Source organism: Pseudooceanicola profundus (assembly GCF_054919315.1).
The window spans coordinates 1,031,334-1,057,036 of the sequence record NZ_CM142898.1 but is presented as its reverse complement, the minus strand read 5'-3'; the positions used below and the strand labels follow the sequence as shown (position 1 = coordinate 1,057,036).

Below are 25,703 nucleotides of genomic sequence, written 5' to 3'. Positions count from 1 at the left end.
CGGCAGTGCACAAAGGCGCGCGGGACGGGGCGCCGGCCCCGTTTACATGAGCGTTAGCAGGGGTGTGCAAAGGGCTGGGGCCCTGTGCTGATGCAGGCAGGGCACAAGCTGCATTGCAGCGCAAAACGACTCGGTGGAATTTCCCAGCCCTCCCGCTATCTTAGGCTGGTTCACGGCAATTTAAGGATGCGCGAGGCATCCTCCGTGAGTGCCTGGAGGATGGCCATGGAAACCTATCTGCCGAAAGAGATCCGTGAAGGTCTGGACGCGGCCCGCCGCAAGGACGCGCGCCGCAAGAGCCGCCTGCGTGTCCACGTGGGGGACGAGACCTTTCCGGTGCTGCGCCTGTGGCACGACGGCTTTGCCCTTGCGATCGAGGATGCGCCGCACCTGCGCGGGCTGATCGATCTCTACGATGGCGGCCGCCACCTCTCGCAATGCCTGATCGTCGCCTCGGAGGAGGAAAACGGCGAGATGGTCTATGAATTCAAGCGCGCCACCGCCGCCGCCGATGCGCCGCCTCTGGATTTCGCCCGCGAGGACGATGCGCCCGTGGCCCTGATCGGTCGCGAGAGCGCCTGACCCCCGGGCATCGGCTGAGGACCGCGACGGGCGGCTGAGCCGCCCCGCGGGGCGCCACCACAGCCGGCCCCGGCAAGGGGGCGGTCCAATTTGTCGCAGGCCCCCCGGCGGGCCGTTCGCGCTCACATCCCGAAGAGCCCCGCAGCCCGCCTGCGGGGCTTTGTCGTTTCTGTGCCGAATTTACTTTGAAAAACGGGGCGTTCTCAGGGAAATTTACATAAACCTGCGCGATTCGAAAATTGATTGACAGAAAAAGCGCGGCAATCCCGAAGGTTATAGGATCGTTTTCACCTTGTGTTAATGTGACGTCAGGAGAATCCGCCGGAGACACCTCGGCGGGGAGGGACGGGCCATGGGCCCGGAAGGAACGAGGAGGAGTCTCATGGAGGCAGAAACCATGACGCGGCCCGCCGTGCTCATCCTGCTGGGCCCGCCGGGGGCCGGCAAGGGGACGCAGGCGCGGATGCTGGAGGAGCGCTTTGGCCTCGTCCAACTCAGCACCGGCGACCTGCTGCGCGCCGCCGTGGCCGCGGGCACCGAAGCCGGGCAGCGCGCCAAGGCTGTGATGGATGCGGGCGGGCTGGTCAGCGACGAGATCGTGCTGGCGATCCTGCAGGACCGGCTGGCGGAACCCGACGTGGCCAAGGGGGTCATCCTCGATGGCTTCCCGCGCACCGAAGGCCAGGCCGCCGCGCTGGATGACCTGCTGGAGAGCACCGGTCAGAAGGTCAACGCTGCCGTCTCGCTGGAGGTGGACGACGCCGCGATGGTCGACCGTGTGGCCGGGCGCTATACCTGCGCCGCCTGCGGCGAGGGCTATCACGACAGCTTCAAGCAGCCCGCCGTCGCGGGCACCTGCGACAAGTGCGGCGGGATCGAGATGAAGCGCCGCGCCGACGACAACCGCGAGACGGTTGGCTCGCGGCTCGCCGCCTACCACGCACAGACTGCGCCGCTGATCGGCTACTACGACGCCCGCGGCGTGCTGAGCCGCGTGGACGCCATGGGCGAGATCGACGCCATCGCGCAGTCGCTTCAGGACATCGTCGCCGCAGCCACGCGCTGAGGCCCCGATAGATTTCACGACAGGACCGCAGGCCTCTCGGGGCCTGCGCAGGAGGAGGGTGCGCCGTTTGCGGCGTGCCCAGGGACATCACACAGAGAGGGAGGGGGCCGCCAATGGCCGATAACTCATCCAAGAACAGCTACTGGTCGGCGAACCTGCGGCTGATCATCATCAGCCTCATCATCTGGGCCATCGTGCCCTTCGGCTTCGGCATCCTGCTGCGCCCGGCCCTGATGGGGATTTCCGTCGGCGGCGCGGACTTCGGGTTCTGGGTCGCGCAGCAGGGGTCGATCCTCGTCTTCCTGGCGCTGATCTTCTTCTACGCCTGGCGGATGAACAAGCTCGACCGTGAACACGGCGTCGACGAGGAGTGATCGACCATGGACCAGTATACCCTTAACCTGCTGTTCGTGGGCGCGTCCTTCGCGCTCTACATCGGCATCGCGATCTGGGCCCGCGCGGGCTCGACCTCCGAATTCTATGCCGCCGGCCGGGGTGTCCACCCCGTCACCAACGGCATGGCCACCGCGGCGGACTGGATGTCCGCGGCCTCCTTCCTGTCCATGGCCGGCCTGATCGCCTTCGTGGGCTACGACAACTCGACCTTCCTGATGGGCTGGACCGGCGGCTACGTGCTGCTGGCGCTGATGCTCGCGCCCTACCTGCGCAAGTTCGGCAAGTTCACCGTGCCCGAGTTCATCGGCGACCGCTTCTACAGCCCGACCGCGCGCCTCGTGGCCGTGATCTGCCTGATCGTCGCCTCGGTCACCTACGTGATCGGCCAGATGACCGGCGTGGGCGTGGCCTTCTCGCGCTTCCTCGAGGTGTCGAACACCGCGGGCCTGCTGATCGGCGCCTGCGTCGTCTTCGCCTACGCCGTGTTCGGCGGCATGAAGGGCGTGACCTACACCCAGGTGGCGCAATACTGCGTGCTGATCATGGCCTACACGATCCCGGCGATCTTCATCTCGCTGCAACTGACCGGCAACCCGGTGCCGCCGCTCGGCCTGCTGGGCGAACACCAGGGCTCGGGCGAGGCGCTGCTCAAGACGCTCGACCAGATCGTGACCGACCTCGGCTTCAACAGCTACACCGGCCACCACTCCAACACGCTGAACATGGTGCTCTTCACCCTGTCGCTGATGATCGGCACCGCGGGCCTGCCCCACGTCATCATCCGCTTCTTCACCGTGCCCAAGGTGGCCGACGCACGCTGGTCCGCCGGCTGGGCGCTGGTCTTCATCGCGCTGCTCTACCTGACGGCCCCGGCCGTGGGGGCCATGGCGCGCCTGAACATCATGACCACCGTCTACCCGAACGGCGTGACCGAGCAGCCCATCGCCTATGACTCGCGTCCGGACTGGATGAAGAACTGGGAAGTCACCGGCCTGCTCTCCTTCGAGGACAAGAACGGCGACGGCCTGATCCAGTTCTACAACGACAAGAACGCCGACTTCACCGTCACGGCAGAAGCCAACGGCTGGACCGGTTCGGAACTGGTGGTCAACAACGACATCCTCGTGCTTGCCAACCCCGAGATCGCACAGCTGCCCGGCTGGGTCATCGCGCTGGTCGCCGCAGGCGGTCTGGCCGCGGCCCTGTCCACCGCGGCAGGCCTCCTGCTCGCCATCTCGTCCTCGGTCAGCCACGACCTGATCAAGGGCCAGCTGAACCCGAACATCTCGGAAAAGGGTGAACTGATGTCGGCCCGTATCGCCATGGCTGTTGCCATCGCGGTGGCGACCTACCTCGGCCTCAACCCCCCGGGCTTTGCCGCGCAGACCGTGGCCCTGGCCTTCGGGATCGCCGCGGCCTCGATCTTCCCGGTGCTGATGATGGGCATCTTCTCGACCCGGGTGAACAACAAGGGCGCCGTGGCAGGCATGCTGACCGGCCTGATCTTCACCGTGGTCTACATCTTCCTGCACAAGGGCTGGATGTTCATCCCGGGCACCAACTCGTTCCCCGACACCGTGGATGGCTCGCTTCTGGGCATCACCTCGGTCTCGATCGGGTCGATCGGTGCGGTCCTCAACTTCGCGGTGGCCTTCATCGTGTCGCACATGACCGAGGACACCCCGCAGGAGATCAAGGACCTTGTCGAGAGCGTGCGCATCCCCCGCGGGGCCGGTGCGGCCACGGATCACTGACGATCCTCCCCGGTGTGCGGCCTGAATGAGGGCGGGCCGCGCATCGGACAGCCCGGTCCTTCCTCCTGTGGGGATCGGGCAGCGACGGGGGGACTTCGTCCTCCCCCTTGTCAGGGACGGCGCGGGCAGTCTTCATGACCCCGCGCCGTTTCCGTCTCTCTTAGCTTGGGGAGGGGCCCATGCCCGAGGACACCCAGACCTTCCTTGCGGGGATACATCCCTACGACACGCTGCCCGCCGAGGAGCGCGCGCAGCTGTGCGGCATGTTCCGGCGGCTGGACGTGCCTGCGGGGCAGGTGATCTTCCGCTTCGGTGAACGGCTCGACGGGCTCTACGTCGTGCGCGCCGGTCACGTCCGGATCGAGGGCGAACAGGGCGAGGTCCTCTCGCACCTCATGGCCCGGAATTCCTTCGGGGAACGCGGGCTGATGCGCGACGGCTTCGCCGCCTCCACCGCCATCGCCGAGGAGGACTGCACGCTCTTCCTGCTGCCCGCCGGGCGCTTCCTTGCGCTGATCGAGGCGCACGAGGCCTTCCGCCGCTTCTTCTCGCGCGGGAAGGGCGAGGCGGCAGCACCACGCCGCCCGGCGCTGACCGACATGCGCGTGGCCGAGCTGATGGCCGCCGATCCCACCACCTGCGAGGCCGACACCCCGATCCGCGATGCGGCCGCCCTGATGCGCGAGCGGCGCATCTCCTCCCTGCCGGTGCTGGAGAAGGGGGCGCTGGCCGGGATCGTCACGATCCGCGACATGTCCAACAAGGTCGTCGCCGGGGGCATCGATCCGACCGGCCCGGTGGCCGGGATCATGACGCGCAATCCCCTCGTGCTGGCGCCCTCCGCCATCGGCTCGGACGTGCTGCACGCGATGATGGAGCACCGGATCGGCCATATCCCGGTGGTCGAGGCCGGCCGGCTGGTGGGCATCGTCACCCAGACCAACCTCACCCGGGCGCAGGCCGAAAGCTCCGCCCACCTCGTGCGCGATCTGGCGCAGGCGCAGGACGTGGCCGGGCTGGCCGCCGTCACCGCCAAGATCCCCGCGCTGCTGCGGCAGCTGGTGGGCGCGGGCAACCGGCATGACGTGGTGACCCGGCTGATCACCGATATCGCCGACACGGTCACCCGCCGCCTGCTGGCCATGGCCGAGGCAGAACTGGGCCCGCCGCCCGTGCCCTACCTCTGGGCGGCCTGCGGATCGCAGGGCCGGCAGGAGCAGACCGGCGTCTCGGATCAGGACAACTGCCTGATCCTCGACGATGCCGCGAGCGAGGCCGACATGGCCTATTTCACCCGGCTGGCGCGGATCGTGAGCGACGGGCTCAACGCCTGCGGCTACGTCTATTGCCCCGGCGACATGATGGCGACCAACCCCCGCTGGTGTCAGCCGCTGGCCGCGTGGCGGCGCTACTTCGCGGGCTGGATCGCCAAGGCGGACCCGGAATCGCAGATGCTCTCCTCGGTCATGTTCGACCTGCGCGGCATCGGCGGGCAGGGCGCGCTGCTGACCCGCCTGCAGGAAGAGACGCTGGGGGCCGCTGCCCAGAACACGATCTTCGTGGCGCAGATGGTGGCCAATTCGCTCAAGCATACGCCGCCGCTGGGGCTGCTGAGGGGCTTTGCCACCTTCCGCTCGGGCGAGCACAAGGACACGATCGACCTCAAGCACAACGGCGTGGTGCCGGTGACGGACCTTGGCCGGGTCTATGCGCTGCAGGGGCGGCTGCCCGCGGTGAACACCCGGGCGCGGTTGCAGGGTGCCATGGCGGCGGGCATCGTCAGCCCGGGCGGCGGGCAGGACCTGCTGGATGCCTATGACCTGATTGCCCAGACACGGCTGGAGCATCAGGCGCGACAGGTCGCCGCCGGGGAGGCGGTTGACAATTTCATGGCCCCGGCCCGAGTGTCGGACTTCGAACGCAGCCATCTGCGCGACGCCTTCGTGGTGGTGCGGCGGATGCAATCGGCGGCCGGGTCAGGCCGTGGGGTGCCGGGGTAACGGCCGGGGAATAACCGGCACAATGGGGAAGACCCGGGTCACCCGGGGGAGGAGAGAACAGGCATGTTTCTGGAACTGATCGCCACGTTCGTGGCCGGGCTTGCCGCGGCGGGTGTCGTGCTGCTGGTGAACCGGATCGTCGGCGGGCGGCTGCCCAAGTGGATGATGCCGGTGGCGGCGGGTCTGGTGATGATCGGGATGACGGTGTCGAACGAATACACCTGGGCGCCGCGTACCAAGGCGACGCTGCCCGACACCGCCGAGATCGTGACCGAGGTGGAAACGCAGGTCTTCTACCGGCCCTGGACCTATGTCCGGCCCTATGTCAGCCGCTTTGCCGTGGTCGATCACGCGGCCACGCTGCGCAACCCCGAGCAGCCCGCGCTGCGGATCACCGACGTGGTCTTCTACCAGAGGTGGGGCGCGGTGCAGCGCCTGCGGGTGCTGGTGGACTGCGACGGCCACCGCCGTGCGGCGCTGGAGGACGGCGTGACCTTCGGCGCGGGCGGCGCGGTCGAGGGCGCCGGCTGGATCGACGCGGGGGCGGAGGACCCCGTCACGCAGGCGGTTTGCGCGGAGGGGTGAGATGACGCAGCGCTGGGTCGAGAGGATGTCACTGCGCCAGCGGGTGCTGCTCTTCTTTGCGGTGCTCGGTGTCGGTGGGCTGGCCCTGATCGCGCTCGGCCTGTGGTTCGGATGGCGGCACGGGGGCGGGGCCTCGGGCTATGTGATCGCGGGGCTGGTGGCGGGCTTTGGCCTCGCCGGTCTGGTGGCCGGTGTCTGGCTGCTCTTCGACGAGAATGTCGCCAAGCCCATCGAGAGGCTGGCTGCCGACATGCGCACCCGCGCGGTGGCGGGCGTGCGCTCGGACCTCGACGCGGGGCCGGCGCGCTACCTCGGGGACCTCGGGCCCGCGGCTTCGGCCCTGACGGCGCAGCTTGGCACCGCGGACCTGCAGGCGGCCGAGACGCTGGCCCGGCACACCTCGCGGCTGGAGACCGAGAAGGACCAGCTTGCCGCCGTCCTGTCCGAGATCCAGCTAGCGGTGCTGATCGTGGCGCCGGATCACCGGATCACGCTCTACGATGGTCACGCCGCCGCCTCGCTGGACGCGATGGGGCCGCTCGCCCTCGGCCAGTCGGTCTTCGACTATTTCGACGAGGCGAAGCTGCGGGAGGCGGTCGCGGACCTCGACAGCCGGGGCTATCGCCGCGACCGGGTGGTGACCCTGCCGCTGGCGGGCAATGCCTCGGGCTGGCGGGTCACGCTGCATCCGCTGAAGGCGGGGGGCTATGTCCTCTCCTTCCCGCCGGAGGAGGGCATCCACGCGGAACGTCCCATGGCCTTCGACTTCTCGGCCACGCTGGGGGAGGTCCCGGCCTCGATCAGCGACACGCCCCTGCGGCAGCTGATCTACGTGGTGATGGACACCGAGACCACCGGGCTGATCCCGATGCGCGACGACATCGTCCAGATCGGGGCGATCCGCATCGTCAACGGCCAGTGCGTGCCCGGCGAGGTGGTGGACACGCTGGTCGATCCCGCGCGGCCGATCCCGCCGGGAGCGACGCGGGTGCACGGGATTTCCAACGCCATGGTCCATGGCGCGCCGACGATCCCCGAGGCGGTGGCCCGGCTGCACCGCTTCTGCCGTGGCGCGGTGATCGTGGCCCATAACGCGCCCTTCGACATGGCCTTCCTGCACCGCTACGGCGCACGGCAGGACCTGAAATTCGACCATCCGGTGCTGGACACGGTGCTGCTCTCGGCGATCCTATTCGGGGCCTCGGCGCCCCATACGCTCGACGCGCTCGCCGGGCGGCTGGATATCGAGATCCTCGACCGCGACCGGCACACCGCCATGGGCGATGCGCGGGCGACCTCGGAGGTGCTGCTGAAGATGATCCCGCTGCTGGAGGCGCGGGGCCTCGCGACCTTCGGGCAGGTGCGGGCCGAGATGCGCAAGCACCGGCGCCTGCTGGCCGACGCCAACGACATCCACGACGCGGGCGACAGCTGAGGCGAGGGCGCCCGGGGGCGCCCTTCGCATGGTGCGATCCGGCAGGAGAACCGGCAGGAGAACGGGCGGGCGATCCGGCGCGGCCGTCGGATGAGCCGCCCGAGACCCCGCCCGAGACCCCGCCCGAGTTCTGGCCCGAGTTCTGGCCCGAGACCCCGCCCGTCAGGCCGGGCGCAGGCCCAGCATCTCGCGCGCCTGCGTCGTGGTGGCGACGGGGCGCTCGTACTTATCGCACAGGTCGGTGATCCGCTTGATCAGCGCCGCGTTGGAGGGCGCCAGCGTATCGCGGTCAAGGCGGATGTTGTCCTCCAGTCCCGCGCGGGCATGGCCGCCCGAGGACACGGCCCAGTCGTTCAGGGTGATCTGATCCTTGCCGATACCGGCCGCGCACCACTCGCTGTCGGGCAGCAGGCGCTTCATCGTGGCGATGTAGTAGTCGAAGACATCGCGGTCCACGGGCATGGCGTTCTTCACCCCCATGACGAACTGGACATAGGGGCTGTCGGGCAGGCGGCCGTCCTTGAACATCTTCGCCGCCTGATGGATGTGCGAGAGGTCGAAGGCCTCGACCTCGGGGCGGATGCCATAGGTCTTCATCTCGGAGGCGAGCCAATCCACGAGGTCCGGCGGGTTCTCGTAGACCCGGGTCGGGAAGTTGTTCGAGCCGACCGAGAGCGAGGCCATGTCGGGCTTCAGCGGCAGCATCCCGCCCCGCGTCTGGCCCGCGCCGGAGCGTCCGCCCGTGGAAAACTGGATGATCAGCCCGGGGCAGTGCTTCTCCAGCCCTTCCTTCAGGGCCGCGAACTTTTCGGGGTCGGAGGAGGTGGTGCCGTCGTCGTTGCGCACGTGGGCGTGGCAGATCGCGGCGCCGGCTTCCCAGGCCTCCTGCATGCTTTCCACCTGTTCGGGCACGGTGATCGGCACGGCGGGGTTGTCGGATTTCTGCGGCAGCGAGCCTGTGATGGCACAGCAGATGATGCAGGGTTTGGTCATGGGGCCTCCTCGAAGCTGACGTCCTCTGTCTCCCGCTCTTTATCGGGGTTGGGGGCGGCTTTGCCAAGGAAGCTTGCAGAGGGCAAAGAGCCCCGGCAGCGCGGGCTGCCGGGGCTCTCTTCATCGTGCGGGGCTCAGGGCCGGGGGCGGATCACTCCGCCGCTTCTGCATAGTCCGTCATGGGCGGGCAGGTGCAGGTCAGGTTGCGGTCGCCCCAGGCGTTGTCGACGCGGTTGACCGGCGGCCAGTACTTGTCGACGCGGAAGGCGCCCGGCGGGAAGCAGCCCTGCTCGCGGGCATAGGCCCGGTCCCAGTCGCCCACGAGGTCCTCGACCGTGTGCGGCGCGAACTTCAGCGGCGAGGCGTCGGGCGCCATGGCGCCGTCCTCGATCTCCGCGATCTCCGCCCGGATCGCCAGCAGCGCATCGCAGAAGCGGTCCAGCTCGGCCTTGGTCTCCGACTCGGTGGGCTCCACCATCAGCGTGCCCGGCACCGGGAAGGACATGGTCGGCGCGTGGAAGCCGCAGTCGACCAGCCGCTTGGCGATGTCGTCCACGGTCACGCCTGCGGTCTTCTCGAAGGGCCGCGTCTCGAGGATGCACTCATGCGCCACCCGGCCCGAGGGGCCCTTGTAGAGCACGTCGTAGGCGCCCTTCAGGCGGCTGACGATGTAGTTGGCGTTCAGGATTGCCACGCGGGTGGCCTGCGTCAGGCCGGCGCCGCCCATCATCATCGTGTAGGCCCAGGAGATCGGCAGGATCGAGGGCGAGCCGAAGGGCGCCGCCGAAACCGCGCCCTCGGTGCCGAAGAGCGGATGGCCCGGCAGGTGTTCGACCAGGTGCGCCTGCACGCCGATGGGGCCCATGCCGGGGCCACCGCCGCCATGGGGGATGCAGAAGGTCTTGTGCAGGTTCAGGTGGCTGACGTCGCCGCCCAGATCGCCGGGACGGGACAGGCCCACCATGGCGTTCATGTTGGCCCCGTCGATATAGACCTGACCGCCGTGATCATGGGTGATCTGGCAGACCGAGCGCACCGTTTCCTCGAACACGCCGTGGGTCGAGGGGTAGGTGATCATGCAGGCGGCAAGATCGGCCGCGTGCTTCTGCGCCTTCTCGAGGAAGTCGTCGAGGTCGATGTCGCCGTTCTCGCGGCTCTTCACGGGGACGACCTTCCAGCCCACCATCTGCGCCGAGGCCGGGTTCGTGCCGTGGGCCGAGACCGGGATCAGGCAGATGTTGCGGTGCCCTTCGCCGCGCGCCTCGTGGTAGCGCGCGATGGTCAGCAGGCCCGCGTATTCCCCCTGCGCGCCGGAGTTCGGCTGCATCGAGAAATCGGCATAGCCGGTGATGTCGCAGAGCTTCTTGGTCAGGTCACCGATGAGGTGGCCATAGCCCTCGGCCTGATCGGCGGGCACGTAGGGGTGCAGGCTTGCGAATTCATCCCAGGAGATCGGGATCATCTCGGCCGCCGCGTTCAGCTTCATGGTGCAGGAGCCGAGCGGGATCATTGCGCGGTCCAGCGCCAGGTCCCGGTCCGCGAGGCGGCGCATGTAGCGCATCATCTCGGTCTCGGCCCGGTTCATGTGGAAGATCTCATGGGTGAGATAGCTCGTCTCGCGCATCAGCCCTTCGGGCAGCTGCCAGCCGGTGGGCTCTTCCGACACGTCCGTCAGGCCAAAGGCCTTCCAGACCGCGCGCAGGGTGTCCAGCGTGGTGCACTCGTCGAGCGTGATGCCCACCATGGTCTCGCCCACGGCGCGCAGGTTGATGCCCTCGTCCACGGCGGATTTCATTACCGCCGCCTGCAGGGGGCCGACCTCGACGGTGATCGTGTCGAAGAAATGCTCCGGCATGATCTCGAAGCCGCCGGCCTCCAGCCCCTTGGCCAGCAGGGCGGTGCGCTCGTGGATGCGCTGCGCGATGCCCTTCAGCCCGTCGGGGCCGTGGAAGACCGCATACATCGAAGCCATGACCGCCAGCAGCGCCTGCGCGGTGCAGACGTTCGACGTGGCCTTCTCGCGGCGGATGTGCTGTTCGCGGGTCTGAAGCGCCAGCCGGTAGGCCCGGTTGCCGCGCGCGTCGATGGAGACGCCGACGATCCGGCCCGGCATCGAGCGCTTGTAGGCATCGCGGCAGGCCATGTAGGCGGCGTGCGGGCCGCCGTAGCCCACGGGCACGCCGAACCGCTGGGTCGAGCCCACGGCGATGTCGCAGCCCATGGCGGCCGGTTCCTTCAGCAGGGTCAGCGCCATCGGATCGGCGATCATCACGGCAATCGCCTTGGCGGCGTGCAGCCTCTCGATCACGCCGGTGAAGTCGCGCAGGCCGCCGTAGGTGCCGGGATACTGGAAGATCGCGCCGAAGACGGTCTCGGGGTCCACGGTTTCCGGGGCGCCGACGATGACCTTGATCCCCAGCGGCTTGGCCCGGGTCTGGATCACGGCGATGTTCTGCGGGTGGCAGTTCTCGTCCACGAAGAAGCCCTTGGCCTTCGACTTGGCGACGCGCTGCGCCATGGTCATCGCCTCGGCGGCGGCGGTGGATTCATCCAGCAGCGAGGCGTTGGCGATGTCGAGACCGGTCAGGTCCGAGATCATCGTCTGGTAGTTCAGCAGCGCCTCCAGACGGCCCTGCGAGATCTCGGGCTGGTAGGGCGTGTAGGCCGTGTACCATGCCGGGTTCTCGAGGATGTTGCGCTTGATCGCGGGCGGCGTGATCGCCCCGTGGTAGCCCTGCCCGATAAGCGAGGTGAGGACCTTGTTCTTGCGCGCCACGCGGCGCATCTCGACCAGCAGTTCCTGTTCGGAGAGCGCGGGGCCGAAGGCCAGCGGCTCGACCTGGCGGATGCCCTGCGGCAGGGTCTGGTCGATCAACTCGTCGAGGGAGGAGACGCCGATCACCGCGAGCATCTCCTCCATCTCCTTGGGAGAGGGGCCGATGTGGCGGCGGTTGGCGAAATCGTAGGGATCGTAGTCTGTCTTGGTGAAGGGCATCGGAAGGCTCCTTGCCGTCTAGCTGAGATGGGTCAGGACGTTGATCAGGCGGTGGTTAGGCCGTGGGCGGGATCGTGCAGCATGAGGCGACGCACGCCCCACGGCTCATCCACCGGGCCATAGGCGATGGCGATCGACCGGGCGCGGGCGGCGTCGAGCACGGGGGCCAGATCGTCGACCTCGATCGAGAGGGCGGGCACCGGGGTGCCCGATCCTCCCTCGGAGGCCAGCGCGAGCTGGACGTCCTGCTGCGCCGCCGCTCCCAGCGTGACGATGAAGCCAAGGTCCATCGCCACGTCGAGGTCGAAAAGCGCGCGGTAGAACACCGCGAGCGCCTGCGGATCGTCACAGGCGAGGTTCGCCACGATCCGCCGCACCGCCACGGGCTCAGCCGATCAGGTCGAGGTATTCCTGCTCGGACATGTACGCTTCCATCTGGGAGGCGTCCGAGGGCTTGATCTTGAAGAACCAGCCTTCGCCCATCGGGTCGTCGTTCACGGCCCCGGGGTTGTCGGCCAGCGCCTCGTTCACTTCGACGATCTCGCCGTCCAGCGGCGCGAGGATGTCCGAGGCGGCCTTGACCGACTCGATCACCACGACCTCGTCTTCCTTCGAGACCTCGGTGCCCACTTCAGGCAGTTCGACAAAGACGATGTCGCCCAGCTGGGTGGCGGCGTGTTCGGTGATGCCCACGACGATCAGGTCGCCCTCGGGGTTCAGCCATTCGTGTTCTTCGGTGTATTTCATGAGGAGTGTCTCCCAGGTCTCAGCGTTTGAAGTTGGCGGGAACGAAGGGCAGGCTGTCAACGGTCAGCGGAGCCCGCTTGCCCCGGAGTTCGCCGGAAAGCGCCGTTCCGGGCGCTGCCATGTCCGCGGGGACATAGCCCATCGACATGGGCGCCCCCAGTGTCGGGCCGAAGGCGCCCGAGGTGATGGTGCCGATGGTCTCGGTGCTGTCCGCATCGGCGAAGAGCGCCACGCCCTCGCGCATGGGCGCGCGGCCCTCGGGGCGCAGGCCCACGCGTTTGCGGGCCGGGCCCTCGGCGATCTCGCGCAGGATGCGCTCTGCCCCGGGGAAACCGCCCTCGCGGGCACCGCCTGCGCGGCGGGCCTTCTGGATCGCCCAGATCAGCCCGGCCTCGATCGGGCTGGTGGTCTCGTCGATGTCGTGGCCGTAGAGGCAGAGCCCGGCTTCCAGCCGCAGGCTGTCGCGCGCGCCAAGGCCGATGGGCAGGACGCTCTCATCCGCCAGCAGGGCACGGGCCAGTTCCTCGGCCTGCGCGTCGGGGACGGAGATCTCGTAGCCGTCCTCGCCGGTGTAGCCCGAGCGCGAGACCCAGCAGGTCACGCCTGCCAGCGTCACGTCGCGCACGTCCATGAATGTCATCTCGGCCACCTCGGGGGCGAGCTTCGCCAGCGCCGCCTCGGCCGCGGGGCCCTGAAGCGCCAGCAGCGAGCGGCCGGTGATTTCCTCGACCTTGATACCGGGCAGGTTGGCCGTCATATGCGCAATGTCGGCGGCCTTGCAGGCGGCGTTTACCACGACGAAGAGGTGATCGCCCCGGTTGGCGAACATCAGGTCGTCGAGGATTCCGCCGGCCTCGTTGGTGAAGAAGCCATAGCGCTGACGGCCGTCCTTCAGCCCGATGGCATCCACCGGCACGAGGCTTTCGAAGGCGGCGGCGATGGTGGCGTAATCCGCCCCGCGCAGGATCACCTGACCCATGTGGCTGACGTCGAAGAGGCCCGCGGCCTCGCGCGTGTGAAGGTGTTCCTTCATGACGCCGGCGGTGTACTGCACCGGCATCTCGTAGCCCGCGAAGGGAACCATCTTGGCCCCCAGTTCGCGGTGCAGGGCTGCCAGCGGCAGCTCTTCCAGATCGCTCATAGCGTCCCTCCGATTCGAGGGGCGGGATGACGGATTGCGCCCGGCACCGCGCCCGCGCAGGGGGTATCCCCGCGCCGCGATGCCCCCTCTGTCCGTTTGCCTGAGATCGCTATCCCTTCGGCGGACCCCATATCAAGGGGCCTCTCTCCAGAGTTTCAGTATCGGCAGGTCCGTGGGGCCTGAGAGTTTCCGGGGCGGTTGCTCCTTCGGCACCGGCTGGGCCGGTTCTCCCTGTCCGATTTCGTCAGCGATAGCCAAGCGCGCGCGCTGTGGCAAGGGGGGACGTCAGGCGTGAAGCGCGGGACGCGACATGCAGGCCGCCGGTGCCATGATTTGCATCAGCGAGTCGTTGCCGCAGACCAGTTCCGAGAGCAGCATCCCGTCGAGCTCGTGGTAGAAGGCCTCGGTCGCGCGGGCAATGGCCGGACGCAGCTTGCAGGCCGACACCAGCGGGCAGGTGTTCTCGCCCTCGGCAAAGCACTCGGTGATCGGCACGCTGGATTCGACGGCGCGGAAGACCTCGCCCACGGTGATCTCTTCCATCGGACGGCCCAGGGTGATGCCGCCGTTGCGGCCGCGCTGCGTATGCAGGAAGCCGAGCTGGCCAAGCCGGTTGATCACCTGCGCCAGATGGTTCTCGGAGGTGTTGCAGCACTCCGCGATTTCGGATTTCGTGACAAGTCGATCATTGTTCGCGCCGCAGTACATCAGGACGCGCATCGAAATATTGGTCCGTTTCGTCAGCCGCATAACCGTGCCTCCACTGGAACATGAGAACTCAAAAGAATGCGGAGAGGATGCAGGGCGCGAAAAGATGACTACATGATTCAGATCAAGTTCCGGAGAAAAGATGCAAAATAATCCCTACTTTTTCGGCTACGGCTCTCTGGTGAACCGCACGACCCACGATTACGTCGATATCCGGCCTGCCACGGCGCAAGGCTGGCGGCGGCTCTGGCGCCACACGGCACTGCGTCCCTTCGCGATCCTGACCGCCGTGCCCGCGCCCGGGACCGAGATCGAAGGCCTGATCGCCGCGGTGCCCGGCGCGGACTGGCAGGCGCTCGACGACCGGGAATTCGCCTATGACCGGGTGGCCCACGGCGGGGCGGTGCTGCATGACCTGAGCCATCCGGCCGAGATCGCGATCTACACCATCCCCGAGGACAAGCATCCCCGGGCGGACGCGCTGCATCCGATCCTGCTGAGCTATCTCGATGTGGTGGTGCAGGGCTACCTGCGGGAGTTCGGCGAGGACGGCGCGGAGCGGTTCTTTGCCACGACGGACGGCTGGGACAGCCCGGTTCTGGATGACCGCGCCGCCCCGCTCTACCCGCGCCACCGGGAGCTGGCGGCGGATGAACAGGCGTTTGTCGATGCGATGCTGGCGCGGCTGGGAAGCGAGCTGCGGCCGGTGGGTTGAGGCGGTTGGGCGAAGCTGCGGCTGCGCGGACGTACATCTACGGCGCGCGACCGCACGACTAGACACGGAGCCGCGCATTGCCGGCGCGCGCGGAGGCGATCCGAACCTCTCTGGCGAGCAGTTTATCTCAGCCAAGCATCTCGTGTCCTGTCGAGGACCCACCCCACCTCACCAAATCGCCGCCGCGTGGGGGCGCGCCGGCGATGCGCGGCGGCCTGAGGCCTTGTTCCGCGCGGGGGGTAATCAATGAACCGGGAAGAGGTGCCGCTGCGACGGTGGGGCAGGGGTCGAGGCGGCACAGTTGCAGCGGCGACCGTTGCGCGGACGTCGGCGGTTCCGCAAGACCGGTAGGTCTGGGTGGATGCAGCGCTCCTGCCTTCCGCCAATGAAAAAGGCGCGGGGTATCCCCGCGCCCTCTCCTCAAATCCTGAGCTTCAGAGCCTCTCAGCCCTTGGCCTTTACCTTCTGCAGCAGCGGCAGCACGGCGGACATGTCCGGCCCGTGGGCCTGACCGGTCAGGGCCTTGCGCAGCGGCATGAAGAGCCCCTTGCCCTTGCGGCCGGTCTTCTCTTTCACCTCGGCGGTGAACTTGCCCCAGGTCTCGGCGTCGTAGGGCGGCGGCGGCAGCAGGGTCATCGCCTCGGCGATGAACTCCTTGTCCTCCTCCGCGATGTCGGGCTCCGCGCCTTCCGCGAAGAGCGTCCACCATGCGTGCATGTCGTCGAGCACGGTGATGTTGTCGCGCACGACGGTCCAGAACTGCTCGGCCTTGTCGGCGGGGACGCCGGTGGCCAGCACGCGGTCCTTCACCTCGTCGAAGGATTTCTGCTGCAGGATATGGGCCGTCAGCGGGAAGAGATCGTTCTCGTCGAACTTGGTGGGCGCCGCGCCGAAATGCGTCAGGTCGAAGCCTTCCAGCAGGTCCTCTGGGCTGTCGCGCAGCTCCACCGGCTGGGACGACCCGATCCGCGCCATGAGCGAGAGCAGGGCCATCGGCTCGACACCGCGGTCGCGCAGGTCGCGGATCGACAGGGCGCCAAGGCGTTTCGACAGGGCCTCGCCGGCCGGGCCGGTCAGCAGCGAGTGGTGGGCGAAGGCGGGCGCGGTGCCGCCGAGCGCCTCGATGATCTGGATCTGCGTCGCGGTGTTGGTCACGTGGTCCGAACCGCGCACGATCGAGGTCACGCCCATCTCCACGTCATCCACCACGGAGGCGAGGGTATAGAGCACCTGACCGTCGCCGCGGATCAGCACCGGGTCCGAGACGGAGGCCGCGTCGATGGAAATGTCGCCGAGGATGCCATCGGTCCACTCGATCCGCTCCTGCTTGAGCAGGAAGCGCCAGTGGCCCTGGCCGCGCTCTTCGCGCAGCTTGTCCTTGTCGGCCTCGGACAGCGTGAGGGCGGCGCGGTCATAGACCGGCGGCTTGCCCATGTTCAGCTGCTTCTTGCGCTTCAGGTCCAGCTCGACCGGGGTCTCGAAGCATTCATAGAACCGCTCCATCCCGCGCAGCTTTTCGGCGGCCTCGGCGTAGCGGTCCAGCCGCAGCGACTGACGCTCCTCGCGGTCCCAGGTCAGGCCGAGCCATTCGAGGTCGCGCTTGATGCCATCGACATATTCCTCCTTCGAGCGTTCGGCGTCGGTGTCGTCGATCCGCAGGATGAAGGTGCCGCCGGCCTTGCGGGCGATCAGCCAGTTGAACAGGGCGGTGCGCAGGTTGCCCACGTGGATGTGGCCGGTGGGCGAGGGGGCGAAACGTGTGGTGGTCATGGACAAACTCCTGTTGCGCGCGCTTTGTCACGAAATGCGGCAATTGTCCATTCCGGCCAATGAAAGACGCGGGGCCTGCAACTGGCAGACCCCGCGTGATGGACGGGTGGCCGTGGGGGCGGCGCCCGCCCGGGAGGCCCAAATCAGAGGAAGTCGCAGAGATCTTCCTCGGGCTCCTCGTCGCACCATTCCTCCTCGTCATGGCCGTATTCGTCATCCAGCAGACCTGTGGACAGCAGGCCGCCCGGTCCGAGCAACTCATCCACCGCCCCGCCGTCGCCGAGGAGATCGTCCACCACGCCGTCGGTCTCGCTGTAGTCGGGGTGGTCATCCCCGGTGAGGAGATCGTCCACGAGGCCGCCGTCGCCCGCCAGTTCGTCGACCAGACCGCCTTCGCCGGTCAGGTCGTCCACGGCGTCGTCGGTGCGGGTGTTGTCGGGGTGGTCGTCGCCGGTGAGCAGGTCATCGACCGTGCCGCCGTCGCCCAGCAGTTCGTCCGCGATGCCGCCTTCACCCACGAGGCTCTCGGCCAGGTCGTAGGTCCGCGAGCCGTCAGCCTCGTCGTCGCCGGTGAGGAATTCATCCACCACGCCGCCGTCGCCGGCGAGTTCGTCCACGATGCCGCCCTCGTCCAGCAACCCGTCCACGATGCCCGAGGTCTCGGTCCCGTCGCTCTCGTGGTCGCCGTTGAGCAGCCCGTCGGCCAGCCCGCCATCGCCCAGAAGCTCGTCCACGGCCCCGCCCTCATCGAGGAGGTCGTTCACGACGCCGTCCTTCTCGCCGTAGTCCACGTGGCTGTCGCCGTTGACCACGTCGTCCAGCGTGCCGCCGTCGCCGATGAGTTCATCGACGGTGCCGCCATGGCCCAGCAGGCCGTCCACCACGCCATCGGTCTCGGAATGATCCGAATGGCGGTCGCCGGTCAGCAGGTTGTCCACCGTGCCGCCATCGCCAAGCAGTTCGTCCACGGTGCCGCCTTCGCCCAGCAGGTCGTCGACCGCGCCGTCGGTTTCGGAATAATCCGGCTTGTCGTCGCCGGTGAGGAACTCGTCCAGCACGCCGCCATCGCCTGCGAGTTCGTCCAGGATGCCGCCTTCGCCCAGCAGGTCGTCGTCGGCCCCGTCGGTGCGGGAATGGTCCTCGGTCTCGTCATCGTTGAGAAGATCGTCGACCACGCCGCCGTCGCCCAGCAGGTCATCGACAAGGCCGTCTTCCTCCAGCAGCCCACCCAGCCCGGACCCGTGCGGGTCCGAGCTGTCGTCGTTGGACAGAAGTGTTTTGAAGATCTTGAACATGGAAATGCGCTCCTACTCGTTACCCAACCCGGACGGGATCCGGGACTACAGGCCCTCCTCCGGGCCGGGCCGCAAACACGCTGCCTGACCCTATACGGGGGGCGGAACGGGGCGTCGCGCTACCGCCAAAATCGCAACAATGGATTTCGCGGCTGGAAACATATATTCCAAAATCAAGATTTATTTTTGAATAATATTAGTCTAGAATGCACCTAAATCCTGACAAACTTGGGACAAGATTGCGATCGGGACGGCGCTCGGCGCACTCGCTCAAGTTGACCGCAACCTCCTGAAAACACGCGAAGGACGCCGGATGCATGCTTCCGTCATGTGATCGATTTGGCCAATTGGGGCGAAAAGGTGACTCAATTGTGGCGAATATGTGTCGAAATCAGACCGTCGCCCGCGAATCGCCCGCTTGCGTCCCGGCCTTTGAGGCACGCGCGATCACCGCGTGCACGTAGTCGAGCTTCTCGATCACCGGCTGATTGATCACTTCCGGGACAAAATCCAGCAGCCCCATTTCCCGGTTCAGCTCGTTCAGGATCAGCCCGAGGGACTGGTAGCGTCGCACCATCATCTCGGCGGTATCGGCGGGCGGGCCCAGCGTGACGCCAAGGGCGCCGGCCGTGTCCAGTACGCTGGCGATGTCGAGGTAGAGCGCCCAGGTCTCGGCCCAGTCCTCCCAGGCGTGCATCGTGGCATAGGCGCTGATGTAGCGCTGCTGCCAGTCGGGCGGCGGGCCTTCGGCATAGTGGCGTTCCATCGCGGCGGCGTAATCCTCGTTCGGATCTCCGAAGAGCGCGGCAAAGGCGGCTTCGTCCTGTCCCTTGATCAGCAGGTCCCAGTAGTAGTGGCCGACCTCGTGGCGGAAATGGCCGATCAGGGTGCGGTGGGCCTCGCCAAGATCGACGCGCAGGCGGGTGCGCTCGGCGTCATCGGCCTCGGCAATGTTGATGATGATATGGCCGCCCGCGTGGCCGGTATAGACGCGCTCCTCCGGCCCGGCAGAGCGCCAGACCTCGTCGCCTTTCAGGGTGTCGCCCATGAAGGAAAAGCTCAGCGGCGGCTCCAGCCCGCTGTCCGCCCCGCCCCAGGGCAGGCCCAGCCGGTCGAGCGCGTAGATCAGCCGCCGCTTGGCGGCCTCCAGCCGGGCCCAGCGGTCGCGGTTGCCCTCGACGCCCAGGTCGGGGATCGTCTCGTTCAGCGCGCAGCAGTCACACAGGCCCGGGCCCTGCGCCTCGGGGATCATCCGGTTGCACACCCCTTCGCCCGCGTAGTTGGCGCAACTCAGCAGCGTGCTGTCGCAGGTGGTGCAGCGCCAGCGGTCTTCGCCCATGCCCTCCAGCGAGGAGATGCCCGCGCAGCCGGGGCACCAGCCGACCCAGCGACCGCAGGCGGTGCAGGTGACATTGTCGAAGAAGAGCGGGTTGCCGCAGGTGCAGTTGAAGACGCGCATCGGGTGGTAGTGCCTCCGGATCGGTTCGGGTTCCTGCGGTCTAACGTATCTCTATGACACCCTGTTCCGTCACGATCAGGTCCAGCGGCTGATCGGTCTCTTCCATCGGCAGCGCGTCGGCTTCCTGCGCGGCATAGGCAAAGCCGATGGCCAGCACGCCGTGGCGCTGCCGCAGCCGTTCCAGCGTGCGGTCGTAGAAGCCGCCGCCATAGCCCAGCCGGGCCCCCGCCCGGGTGAAGGCCACCAGCGGCACGATGAGGATCTCGGGATCCACGGGCACGGGATCGGCGGGGACCATGGCACCGAAGGGGCCCGCGATCATCTCCGCGTCGGGCTCCCACGCGTGGAAGTCGAGCGGCTGGCCCGCGCCGCGGATCACCGGCACGCCGACGGGGCCGTGGGCCGCGGCCTCCGCCATGGCGGGCAGGGGGGAGATCTCGGAGCGGATCGGCATGTAGCCCGCCAGCGGCACGCCGCGATAGCCGGCCAGCACCTGCGACAGGTGTCCGGCCCGGCCCGCGCCGCCCGCCGCGTGGGCGGCCTTGCGCCGGGCGAAGGCCGCCTTGCGCGCGGCTGCCTTGGCCTCTGCGAGGCTCACAGCAGGATGATCCCGGCCAGACCGAGGAAGGCGAAGAAGCCCACCACGTCGGTGACGGTGGTCACGAAGGTGCCCGAGGCCAGCGCCGGGTCGACCTTGAACTTCTCCAGCACCACCGGGACGACGGTGCCCGCCAGACCGGCGACCAGCAGGTTGATCACCATGGCCAGGGCGATGACGAGGCCCAGCTTCGGCTCTCCGAACCAGACCATGCCGATGATCCCCATCACCACAGCGAAGGCGAGGCCGTTCATCAGCCCCACCAGCGCCTCCCGCCGGATCACCCGCCAGACGTTGGACCCGGTAAGGTCGCGGGTGGCGATGGCGCGCACCGCGACGGTCAGGCTCTGCGTGCCCGCATTGCCGCCCATGGAGGCCACGATGGGCATCAGCACGGCCAGCGCCACGAACTGCGCGATCGTCCCCTCGAAGAGCGAGATCACCAGCGAGGCGACGATCGCCGTGGCGAGGTTCACCGCAAGCCAGGGGAAGCGTTGCTTCAGCGTCTGGAACACCCGGTCGTTGAGCGAGCTTTCCTCGCCCACACCGGCGAGGCGCAGGATGTCCTCCTCGTGTTCCTCGTCCAGCACGATCATCGCGTCGTCGATGGTGATCACCCCCACCAGACGCTCGTCCTCGTCCACAACGGGGGCGGAGATCAGGTGGTACTGGTTGAAGGCATAGGCCACCTCGCCCTCGTCCTGATCCGCGGGGATCGTGCGGAAGGAGGGTTCGGTGATCTCGGCCAGTTTCGAGGCCCGGGGCGCGGCCATCAGGCGGCCGAGCTGGACATGGGCCACCGGCTTCATCCGCGGATCGACGAGGATCACGTGGTAGAACTGGTCCGGCAGGTCGTCGCGCTCGCGCATGTAGTCGATCGCCTCGCCCACGGACCAGAACTCCGGCACGGCCACGACCTCGCGCTGCATCAGGCGGCCGGCGGATTCCTCGGGATAGGTCAGCGCCTGTTCGACGGCGACCCGGTCGCTGTCGTCGAGCGCGTCGAGGATCGCCTCCTGTTGCGGCTCCTCGAGGTATTCAAGCAGGTCGACGACGTCGTCCGAATCCAGTTCCCGGACCGCGTCGGCCAGCACTTCCGGCTTCATCAGCCGGATGACTTCCTCGCGGATCGATTCCTCGAGTTCCGAGAGGATCTCGCCGTCGAGTTCCCGGTCGTAGAGCAGGACGATCCGGCGCCGGTCGTAGGCGTTCACCTGTTCGAGGATGTCGGCGATGTCGGCCGCGTGCAGCGGCTCCATCAGCTCGGTCAGGCTCTCGCGGTCGCCGGTTTCCACGGCATAGAGGATCGCCGCGATGGTCTTGCGGTCGATATGGTAGGCCGGGGTGTCCTCGGCCTCGTCGTCCTCGGCGTCATGGGCGGCCTCGGTCGCCTGAGCGGCGCGCGCCTCGGGGTCCGCGGCCGTCTCGGGCCGGGTGCGGGACAGGTCGTCTTCGCGGGTCTGGTCGTCTTTTCTGTCGCTCATGTCCTGCCCGTTCTGCTTTGATCCGAGAATAGAGGAGACTGCTGGCGAGACAATGCTTGGTGCGGGTTTTCAACGCGGATTTGCACGGGAGCGGACGGGCAGGGGCGGCCGTCCGGCGCTGACGTCGCGCGGCGATTTACCCGGGCGGCGGCAGGGGCTAGGCTGCCCTGCGGTGCATCGCATGGGTGCAGTCAGACCGGAGGGCGCGCAATGGGCGAGATGACACTTCTGCTGGGCCAGACACTCAGCGTGAACGGCGATCCCTTTGCCGCGGGCTGGGAGGCGGTGGCTCAGGTCGAAAGCCGCGGCGGCGTCTTGATCGAGGACGGGCTGATCCGCTCCGTCGGGCCCGCGGACGAGCTGCGCGCGGCCCACCCGGAGGCGGAGCTGCGCGATTACGGCGACGGGCTGATCCTGCCCGGCTTCATCGACGCCCATGCCCATTTCCCGCAGACCGCGATGATCGCGTCCTGGGGCAAGCGGCTGATCGACTGGCTCAACACCTACACCTTCCCCGAAGAGATGCGCTTTGCCGATCCGGCCTACGCGGGCGAGATCGCGAAACGCTACTTCGACCTGACCGCCGCCCATGGCACCACGACGATGGCCAGTTTCTGCACCATCCACCCCGCCTCGGTGGAGGCCTATTTCGCCGAGGCCGAGGCCCGCGGGCAGCGCGTCGTGGCGGGCAAGACCTGCATGGACCGGAACGCCCCGGAGGGGCTGCGCGACACCGCGCAATCGGCCTATGACGACAGCAAGGCCCTGCTGGAGACGTGGCACGGACGCGGACGGATCTCCTACGCGATCACGCCGCGCTTCTCGCCTACCTCCACGCCCGAGCAGCTGTCAGCCATGGGCGCACTCTGGGCCGAGCACCCCGAGTGCCTGATGCAGACCCACCTGAGCGAGCAGACCGACGAGATCGCCTGGGTGAAGGCGCTCTTCCCCACGGCGCGCGATTACCTCGACACCTACGAGGCCCACGGGCTGCTGGGGCCGGGGGGGCTCTACGGCCACGCGATCCACCTGGAGGCGCGCGAGATCGACCGGCTGAAGGAGGTCGACGCCTCGCTGGTGCATTGCCCGACCTCGAATACCTTCATCGGTTCGGGGCTCTTCGACATGATGGGGCTGGCGTCCTGGGGGCTGCGCGTGGGGCTGGCGACCGATACCGGCGGCGGCTCCTCCTTCTCGATGCTGCGGACCATGGCGGCGGCCTACGAGATCGCGCAGCTGCGCGGCGAGGCGCTGCATCCCGCGCATCTGGTCTGGCTCGCCACCGGCGGCTCGGCCCGGGCGCTCAGGATGGAGGACCGGATCGGGCGGCTGATGCCGGGGATGGAGGCGGACCTCGTGGTGCTCGACCTCGCCTCGACCCCCGCCATCGCGCAGCGCGCGGCAGAGGCCGACGACCTCTGGGAGGCGCTCTTCCCCACCATCATGATGGGCGACGACCGCGCGGTGCGCGCGGTCTGGATCAACGGGCGCGCGACCTGAGGGGGGCGCGCCCCGGGCAGGGGCGGGGGGCTGTCTGCCCCCCGTGCCCCCCGAAGATACTTGGGAACAGTGGATGAAGGCGGTTGTGGATCGCCTTTCGGCTTCCGATATGGTTTAGCAGGGCAAACCGACGCTTTTTGGAGAGAGAACGATGTTCAAGGGTCTGGGACAGATCGGCGACATGGCCAAGATGATGAAGGCCGCGCAGGAAATGCAGCAGAAGGTGACCGAGCTGCAGGCAGAGCTGGAAACGCTCGAAGTGCAGGGCGAAAGCGGCGCGGGCCTGGTCAAGGCACGTTGCACCGCCAAGGGGGTTCTGACGGGGCTCGATATCGACCCGTCGATCTTCAACCCCGACGAGAAGGAAGTGGTCGAGGACCTGATCCTCGCGGCGATCAAGGATGCGCAGCAGAAGGCGCAGGACAAGTCGCAGGCCGAGATGTCGAAGCTGACCGAGGGCCTCGGCCTGCCGGCCGACATGAAGATGCCGTTCTGAGGGCATCTTGACCGAGGCCACCTCTGATATCGACGCGCTGATCGAGATGATGGCGCGGCTTCCCGGGCTCGGGCCGCGCTCGGCCCGGCGGGCCGTGCTGCATCTCATCGCGCGGCGGGACCTGCAGCTGATCCCGCTGGCCGACCAGATGGCCCGGGTGGCCAGCACGGTGCGCGAATGCGTGGTCTGCGGCAACCTCGGCTCCGCCGACCGCTGCGACATCTGCCTGAGCGAGAAGCGCGCCAATGGCGAGCTCTGCGTGGTGGAGGACGTGGCCGACCTCTGGGCGATGGAACGCTCGGGCGTGTTCCGGGGGCGGTATCACGTCCTCGGCGGCACGCTGAGTGCGCTGGATGCCGTGGGGCCGGACGAGCTGGGCATCCCCAAGCTGGTGCGGCGCGTGGTGGACGAGGGGCTGAGCGAGGTGATCCTCGCGCTGAATGCCACGGTGGATGGCCAGACCACGGCGCATTACATCGCCGATCAGCTGGAGGGCCGGGTGCGGCTGACCTCGCTGGCGCAGGGCGTGCCGATCGGGGGGGAGCTCGACTACCTCGACGACGGGACGATCAGCGCGGCGCTCCGGGCCCGCAAGGACCTCTGAGCGACGCAGCTCTCCGACGCACCGGACGCTGAGCCGGCGGGGGGAGCGCACGAATTTCGAAAATTCTTGCCAAAATTCTTCGAAGAATTTTGACGCGCTCGTGGCGCTCGTGGCGCTCGTGGCGCTCGTGGCGCCGGGGAGGCGCGGGCCGCTCGCGGGGCCCGCGCTCCGGGATCACTCCTCGGCGTTGGCCTCGGCGCGGGACTTGCCACTGACGTCCATGGCCAGCGTTGCGGCCATGAAACCGTCGAGCGCCCCGTCGAGCACGCCGGAGGTGTCCGAGGTCTCGTGGTTGGTGCGCAGGTCCTTCACCATCTGGTAGGGCTGGAGCACGTAGGAGCGGATCTGGTTGCCCCAGCCGGCCGAGCCCTTGTTCTCATGCGCCTCGTTGATGGCCGCGTTCCGCTTGTCGAGCTCCAGCTGGTAGAGCCGCGATTTCAGCGCCTTCATGGCGATGTCGCGGTTCTGGTGCTGGGACTTCTCGGACGAGGTCACCACAATGCCCGTGGGGTGGTGGGTGATCCGCACCGCGGAGTCGGTGGTGTTCACGTGCTGGCCGCCCGCGCCCGAGGAGCGGTAGGTGTCGATCCGGATGTCGGCGGGGTTCACCTCGATCTCGATGTTGTCGTCGACCACCGGGTAGACCCAGACGGAGGCGAAGGAGGTCTCGCGCGTGCCCTTGCCGAAGGGGGAGATCCGCACGAGGCGGTGGACGCCGCTTTCGGATTTCAGCCAGCCATAGGCGTTGTGGCCGGAAATCTTGTAGGAGACCGACTTGATGCCCGCCTCGGCGCCCGCTTCCTCCGACTGCAACTCGACCTTGTAGCCGCGCTTCTCGGCCCAGCGGACGTACATCCGCTGCAGCATCGAGGCCCAGTCACAGGCTTCGGTGCCACCTGCGCCGGCGTTGATCTCGAGGAAGGTGTCGTTGGCGTCGGCTTCGCCGTTGAGCAGCGCTTCGAGTTCCTTCTCGGCGGCCTTGGCCTTGAGCGCCTTCAGGGCGGCCTCGGCCTCGGTCACCACCTCGTCGTCGTCCTCCATCTCGCCGAGCTCGATCAGCTCGACGTTGTCGGAGAGCTCCTGCTTGATGCCGTTGTAGATCGCCAGCTGGTCCACCAGCGCCTGACGGTCACGCATCAGCGCCTGCGCCTTGGCCGGGTCGTCCCAGAGGTTGGGGTCCTCGACGCGGGCGTTGAATTCCTCCAGCCGGTATTGTGCCGTCTCGAGACCCATGCGCTGACCCAGCAGGGTCAGGCTCTTCTCGATGTCGGAAACGATGTTCTGGGCCTCGGTGCGCATGTCACAATCCGTCTGCTTCTCGGTGCCGCGTGATAGCAGCGGACCGGGGCCGCGGCAAGCGGCAGCCCCGGTCGCGCAGCC

The 25,703-nt window shown here is 67.8% G+C and carries 23 protein-coding genes and 1 riboswitch; of the genes, 11 read left to right on the top strand and 12 right to left on the bottom strand.

The window, feature by feature from the left end:
• The first annotated feature begins 225 nt into the window (after positions 1–225).
• The 7 genes from ACX9MO_RS04880 (at position 226) to ACX9MO_RS04850 (ending at position 7,818) form a co-directional block, all read left to right on the top strand.
• The gene (locus ACX9MO_RS04880; protein ID WP_222491687.1) at positions 226–582 is read left to right on the top strand and encodes a hypothetical protein; all 357 of its coding nucleotides are present in this window, start codon (positions 226–228) and stop codon (positions 580–582) included.
• Between the two features lie 382 nt (positions 583–964).
• A complete protein-coding gene (locus ACX9MO_RS04875; protein ID WP_462213718.1) occupies positions 965–1,648 on the top strand; it encodes an adenylate kinase in 684 nt (227 codons plus the stop codon).
• A 113-nt stretch (positions 1,649–1,761) separates the two neighbouring features.
• Entirely contained in the window at positions 1,762–2,022 is a 261-nt protein-coding gene (locus ACX9MO_RS04870; RefSeq protein ID WP_222491691.1) for a DUF4212 domain-containing protein, read from the top strand.
• Between the two features lie 6 nt (positions 2,023–2,028).
• On the top strand, positions 2,029–3,798 hold the full coding sequence (locus ACX9MO_RS04865; RefSeq protein ID WP_462213717.1) for a sodium:solute symporter family protein: 1,770 nt from the start codon (positions 2,029–2,031) through the stop codon (positions 3,796–3,798).
• A gap of 179 nt (positions 3,799–3,977) precedes the next feature.
• Positions 3,978–5,798, top strand: coding sequence for a DUF294 nucleotidyltransferase-like domain-containing protein (locus tag ACX9MO_RS04860; RefSeq protein WP_462213716.1), 1,821 nt, complete (start codon positions 3,978–3,980; stop codon positions 5,796–5,798).
• A 63-nt stretch (positions 5,799–5,861) separates the two neighbouring features.
• Entirely contained in the window at positions 5,862–6,383 is a 522-nt protein-coding gene (locus tag ACX9MO_RS04855) for a hypothetical protein (protein WP_462213715.1), read from the top strand.
• Position 6,384: 1 nt separating this feature from the next.
• Positions 6,385–7,818, top strand: a complete 1,434-nt coding sequence (locus tag ACX9MO_RS04850) for a 3'-5' exonuclease (protein ID WP_222491699.1) — start codon at positions 6,385–6,387, stop codon at positions 7,816–7,818.
• Between the two features lie 162 nt (positions 7,819–7,980).
• Here the strand turns inward: ACX9MO_RS04850 and ACX9MO_RS04845 are convergent, their stop codons facing one another.
• The 6 genes from ACX9MO_RS04845 to ACX9MO_RS04820 all read right to left on the bottom strand — a co-directional run bounded on the left by ACX9MO_RS04845 (position 7,981) and on the right by ACX9MO_RS04820 (position 14,444).
• A complete protein-coding gene (locus ACX9MO_RS04845; RefSeq protein WP_462213714.1) occupies positions 7,981–8,811 on the bottom strand; it encodes a beta-keto acid cleavage family enzyme in 831 nt (276 codons plus the stop codon).
• 151 nt (positions 8,812–8,962) lie between these two features.
• A complete protein-coding gene (gcvP, locus tag ACX9MO_RS04840) occupies positions 8,963–11,806 on the bottom strand; it encodes an aminomethyl-transferring glycine dehydrogenase (protein WP_462213713.1) in 2,844 nt (947 codons plus the stop codon).
• A gap of 44 nt (positions 11,807–11,850) precedes the next feature.
• Positions 11,851–12,189 carry a VOC family protein gene (locus tag ACX9MO_RS04835; RefSeq protein WP_222491705.1) on the bottom strand — a complete coding sequence of 113 codons (339 nt, stop codon included), beginning with the start codon at positions 12,187–12,189 and terminating at the stop codon, positions 11,851–11,853.
• A 4-nt stretch (positions 12,190–12,193) separates the two neighbouring features.
• A complete protein-coding gene (gcvH, locus tag ACX9MO_RS04830) occupies positions 12,194–12,553 on the bottom strand; it encodes a glycine cleavage system protein GcvH (protein ID WP_222491707.1) in 360 nt (119 codons plus the stop codon).
• Positions 12,554–12,572: 19 nt separating this feature from the next.
• Positions 12,573–13,694 carry a glycine cleavage system aminomethyltransferase GcvT gene (gene gcvT / locus ACX9MO_RS04825; protein ID WP_462213712.1) on the bottom strand — a complete coding sequence of 374 codons (1,122 nt, stop codon included), beginning with the start codon at positions 13,692–13,694 and terminating at the stop codon, positions 12,573–12,575.
• A gap of 156 nt (positions 13,695–13,850) precedes the next feature.
• Positions 13,851–13,938, bottom strand: a riboswitch (glycine riboswitch).
• 41 nt (positions 13,939–13,979) lie between these two features.
• Entirely contained in the window at positions 13,980–14,444 is a 465-nt protein-coding gene (locus ACX9MO_RS04820; RefSeq protein ID WP_462213711.1) for an RrF2 family transcriptional regulator, read from the bottom strand.
• 100 nt (positions 14,445–14,544) lie between these two features.
• Here ACX9MO_RS04820 and ACX9MO_RS04815 point away from each other — a divergent pair, with 100 nt between their 5' ends.
• Positions 14,545–15,117 (top strand): gamma-glutamylcyclotransferase family protein, encoded by a 573-nt coding sequence (locus tag ACX9MO_RS04815; RefSeq protein ID WP_462213710.1) that lies wholly within the window; start codon positions 14,545–14,547, stop codon positions 15,115–15,117.
• A gap of 444 nt (positions 15,118–15,561) precedes the next feature.
• On the opposite strand, the gene gltX is transcribed toward ACX9MO_RS04815, so the two are convergent.
• From gltX to mgtE, 5 genes are all read right to left on the bottom strand, one after another.
• Complete coding sequence (gene gltX / locus ACX9MO_RS04810; RefSeq protein ID WP_462213709.1) at positions 15,562–16,887, bottom strand: glutamate--tRNA ligase; 1,326 nt, start codon at positions 16,885–16,887, stop codon at positions 15,562–15,564.
• A gap of 143 nt (positions 16,888–17,030) precedes the next feature.
• Positions 17,031–18,182 carry a hypothetical protein gene (locus ACX9MO_RS04805; protein ID WP_462213708.1) on the bottom strand — a complete coding sequence of 384 codons (1,152 nt, stop codon included), beginning with the start codon at positions 18,180–18,182 and terminating at the stop codon, positions 17,031–17,033.
• A 391-nt stretch (positions 18,183–18,573) separates the two neighbouring features.
• Positions 18,574–19,641 (bottom strand): zinc-binding metallopeptidase family protein, encoded by a 1,068-nt coding sequence (locus ACX9MO_RS04800; RefSeq protein WP_462213707.1) that lies wholly within the window; start codon positions 19,639–19,641, stop codon positions 18,574–18,576.
• Between the two features lie 40 nt (positions 19,642–19,681).
• Positions 19,682–20,239 (bottom strand): 5-formyltetrahydrofolate cyclo-ligase, encoded by a 558-nt coding sequence (locus ACX9MO_RS04795; protein ID WP_462213706.1) that lies wholly within the window; start codon positions 20,237–20,239, stop codon positions 19,682–19,684.
• Positions 20,236–21,723 (bottom strand): magnesium transporter, encoded by a 1,488-nt coding sequence (gene mgtE / locus ACX9MO_RS04790; RefSeq protein ID WP_462213705.1) that lies wholly within the window; start codon positions 21,721–21,723, stop codon positions 20,236–20,238. The genes ACX9MO_RS04795 and mgtE overlap by 4 nt, the downstream gene beginning before the upstream one ends.
• A gap of 210 nt (positions 21,724–21,933) precedes the next feature.
• Between mgtE and guaD the strand changes: the two genes are divergently transcribed.
• The 3 genes from guaD to recR all read left to right on the top strand — a co-directional run bounded on the left by guaD (position 21,934) and on the right by recR (position 24,323).
• Positions 21,934–23,223: a guanine deaminase gene (gene guaD / locus ACX9MO_RS04785; protein ID WP_462213704.1), complete on the top strand. Its 1,290-nt coding sequence runs from the start codon at positions 21,934–21,936 to the stop codon at positions 23,221–23,223.
• A gap of 151 nt (positions 23,224–23,374) precedes the next feature.
• Positions 23,375–23,719 (top strand): YbaB/EbfC family nucleoid-associated protein, encoded by a 345-nt coding sequence (locus ACX9MO_RS04780; protein ID WP_222491725.1) that lies wholly within the window; start codon positions 23,375–23,377, stop codon positions 23,717–23,719.
• Positions 23,720–23,765: 46 nt separating this feature from the next.
• On the top strand, positions 23,766–24,323 hold the full coding sequence (recR, locus tag ACX9MO_RS04775; RefSeq protein ID WP_462214422.1) for a recombination mediator RecR: 558 nt from the start codon (positions 23,766–23,768) through the stop codon (positions 24,321–24,323).
• Between the two features lie 174 nt (positions 24,324–24,497).
• Here recR and prfB read toward each other — a convergent pair whose 3' ends face one another.
• Positions 24,498–25,622: a peptide chain release factor 2 gene (gene prfB / locus ACX9MO_RS04770; RefSeq protein WP_222491729.1), complete on the bottom strand. Its 1,125-nt coding sequence runs from the start codon at positions 25,620–25,622 to the stop codon at positions 24,498–24,500.
• Positions 25,623–25,703: the final 81 nt, after the last annotated feature.

What these genes read in the sequence shown, in the direction of transcription:
- ACX9MO_RS04880 (WP_222491687.1), top strand. Translation starts at nt 226, where the DNA reads ATGGAAACCTATCTGCCGAAAGAGATCCGTGAAGGTCTGGACGCGGCC.
- ACX9MO_RS04875 (WP_462213718.1), top strand. Translation starts at nt 965, where the DNA reads ATGGAGGCAGAAACCATGACGCGGCCCGCCGTGCTCATCCTGCTGGGC.
- ACX9MO_RS04870 (WP_222491691.1), top strand. Translation starts at nt 1,762, where the DNA reads ATGGCCGATAACTCATCCAAGAACAGCTACTGGTCGGCGAACCTGCGG.
- ACX9MO_RS04865 (WP_462213717.1), top strand. Translation starts at nt 2,029, where the DNA reads ATGGACCAGTATACCCTTAACCTGCTGTTCGTGGGCGCGTCCTTCGCG.
- ACX9MO_RS04860 (WP_462213716.1), top strand. Translation starts at nt 3,978, where the DNA reads ATGCCCGAGGACACCCAGACCTTCCTTGCGGGGATACATCCCTACGAC.
- ACX9MO_RS04855 (WP_462213715.1), top strand. Translation starts at nt 5,862, where the DNA reads ATGTTTCTGGAACTGATCGCCACGTTCGTGGCCGGGCTTGCCGCGGCG.
- ACX9MO_RS04850 (WP_222491699.1), top strand. Translation starts at nt 6,385, where the DNA reads ATGACGCAGCGCTGGGTCGAGAGGATGTCACTGCGCCAGCGGGTGCTG.
- ACX9MO_RS04845 (WP_462213714.1), bottom strand. Translation starts at nt 8,811, where the DNA reads ATGACCAAACCCTGCATCATCTGCTGTGCCATCACAGGCTCGCTGCCG.
- gcvP (WP_462213713.1), bottom strand. Translation starts at nt 11,806, where the DNA reads ATGCCCTTCACCAAGACAGACTACGATCCCTACGATTTCGCCAACCGC.
- gcvH (WP_222491707.1), bottom strand. Translation starts at nt 12,553, where the DNA reads ATGAAATACACCGAAGAACACGAATGGCTGAACCCCGAGGGCGACCTG.
- gcvT (WP_462213712.1), bottom strand. Translation starts at nt 13,694, where the DNA reads ATGAGCGATCTGGAAGAGCTGCCGCTGGCAGCCCTGCACCGCGAACTG.
- ACX9MO_RS04820 (WP_462213711.1), bottom strand. Translation starts at nt 14,444, where the DNA reads ATGCGGCTGACGAAACGGACCAATATTTCGATGCGCGTCCTGATGTAC.
- ACX9MO_RS04815 (WP_462213710.1), top strand. Translation starts at nt 14,545, where the DNA reads ATGCAAAATAATCCCTACTTTTTCGGCTACGGCTCTCTGGTGAACCGC.
- gltX (WP_462213709.1), bottom strand. Translation starts at nt 16,887, where the DNA reads ATGACCACCACACGTTTCGCCCCCTCGCCCACCGGCCACATCCACGTG.
- ACX9MO_RS04805 (WP_462213708.1), bottom strand. Translation starts at nt 18,182, where the DNA reads ATGTTCAAGATCTTCAAAACACTTCTGTCCAACGACGACAGCTCGGAC.
- ACX9MO_RS04800 (WP_462213707.1), bottom strand. Translation starts at nt 19,641, where the DNA reads ATGCGCGTCTTCAACTGCACCTGCGGCAACCCGCTCTTCTTCGACAAT.
- mgtE (WP_462213705.1), bottom strand. Translation starts at nt 21,723, where the DNA reads ATGAGCGACAGAAAAGACGACCAGACCCGCGAAGACGACCTGTCCCGC.
- guaD (WP_462213704.1), top strand. Translation starts at nt 21,934, where the DNA reads ATGGGCGAGATGACACTTCTGCTGGGCCAGACACTCAGCGTGAACGGC.
- ACX9MO_RS04780 (WP_222491725.1), top strand. Translation starts at nt 23,375, where the DNA reads ATGTTCAAGGGTCTGGGACAGATCGGCGACATGGCCAAGATGATGAAG.
- recR (WP_462214422.1), top strand. Translation starts at nt 23,766, where the DNA reads ATGATGGCGCGGCTTCCCGGGCTCGGGCCGCGCTCGGCCCGGCGGGCC.
- prfB (WP_222491729.1), bottom strand. Translation starts at nt 25,622, where the DNA reads ATGCGCACCGAGGCCCAGAACATCGTTTCCGACATCGAGAAGAGCCTG.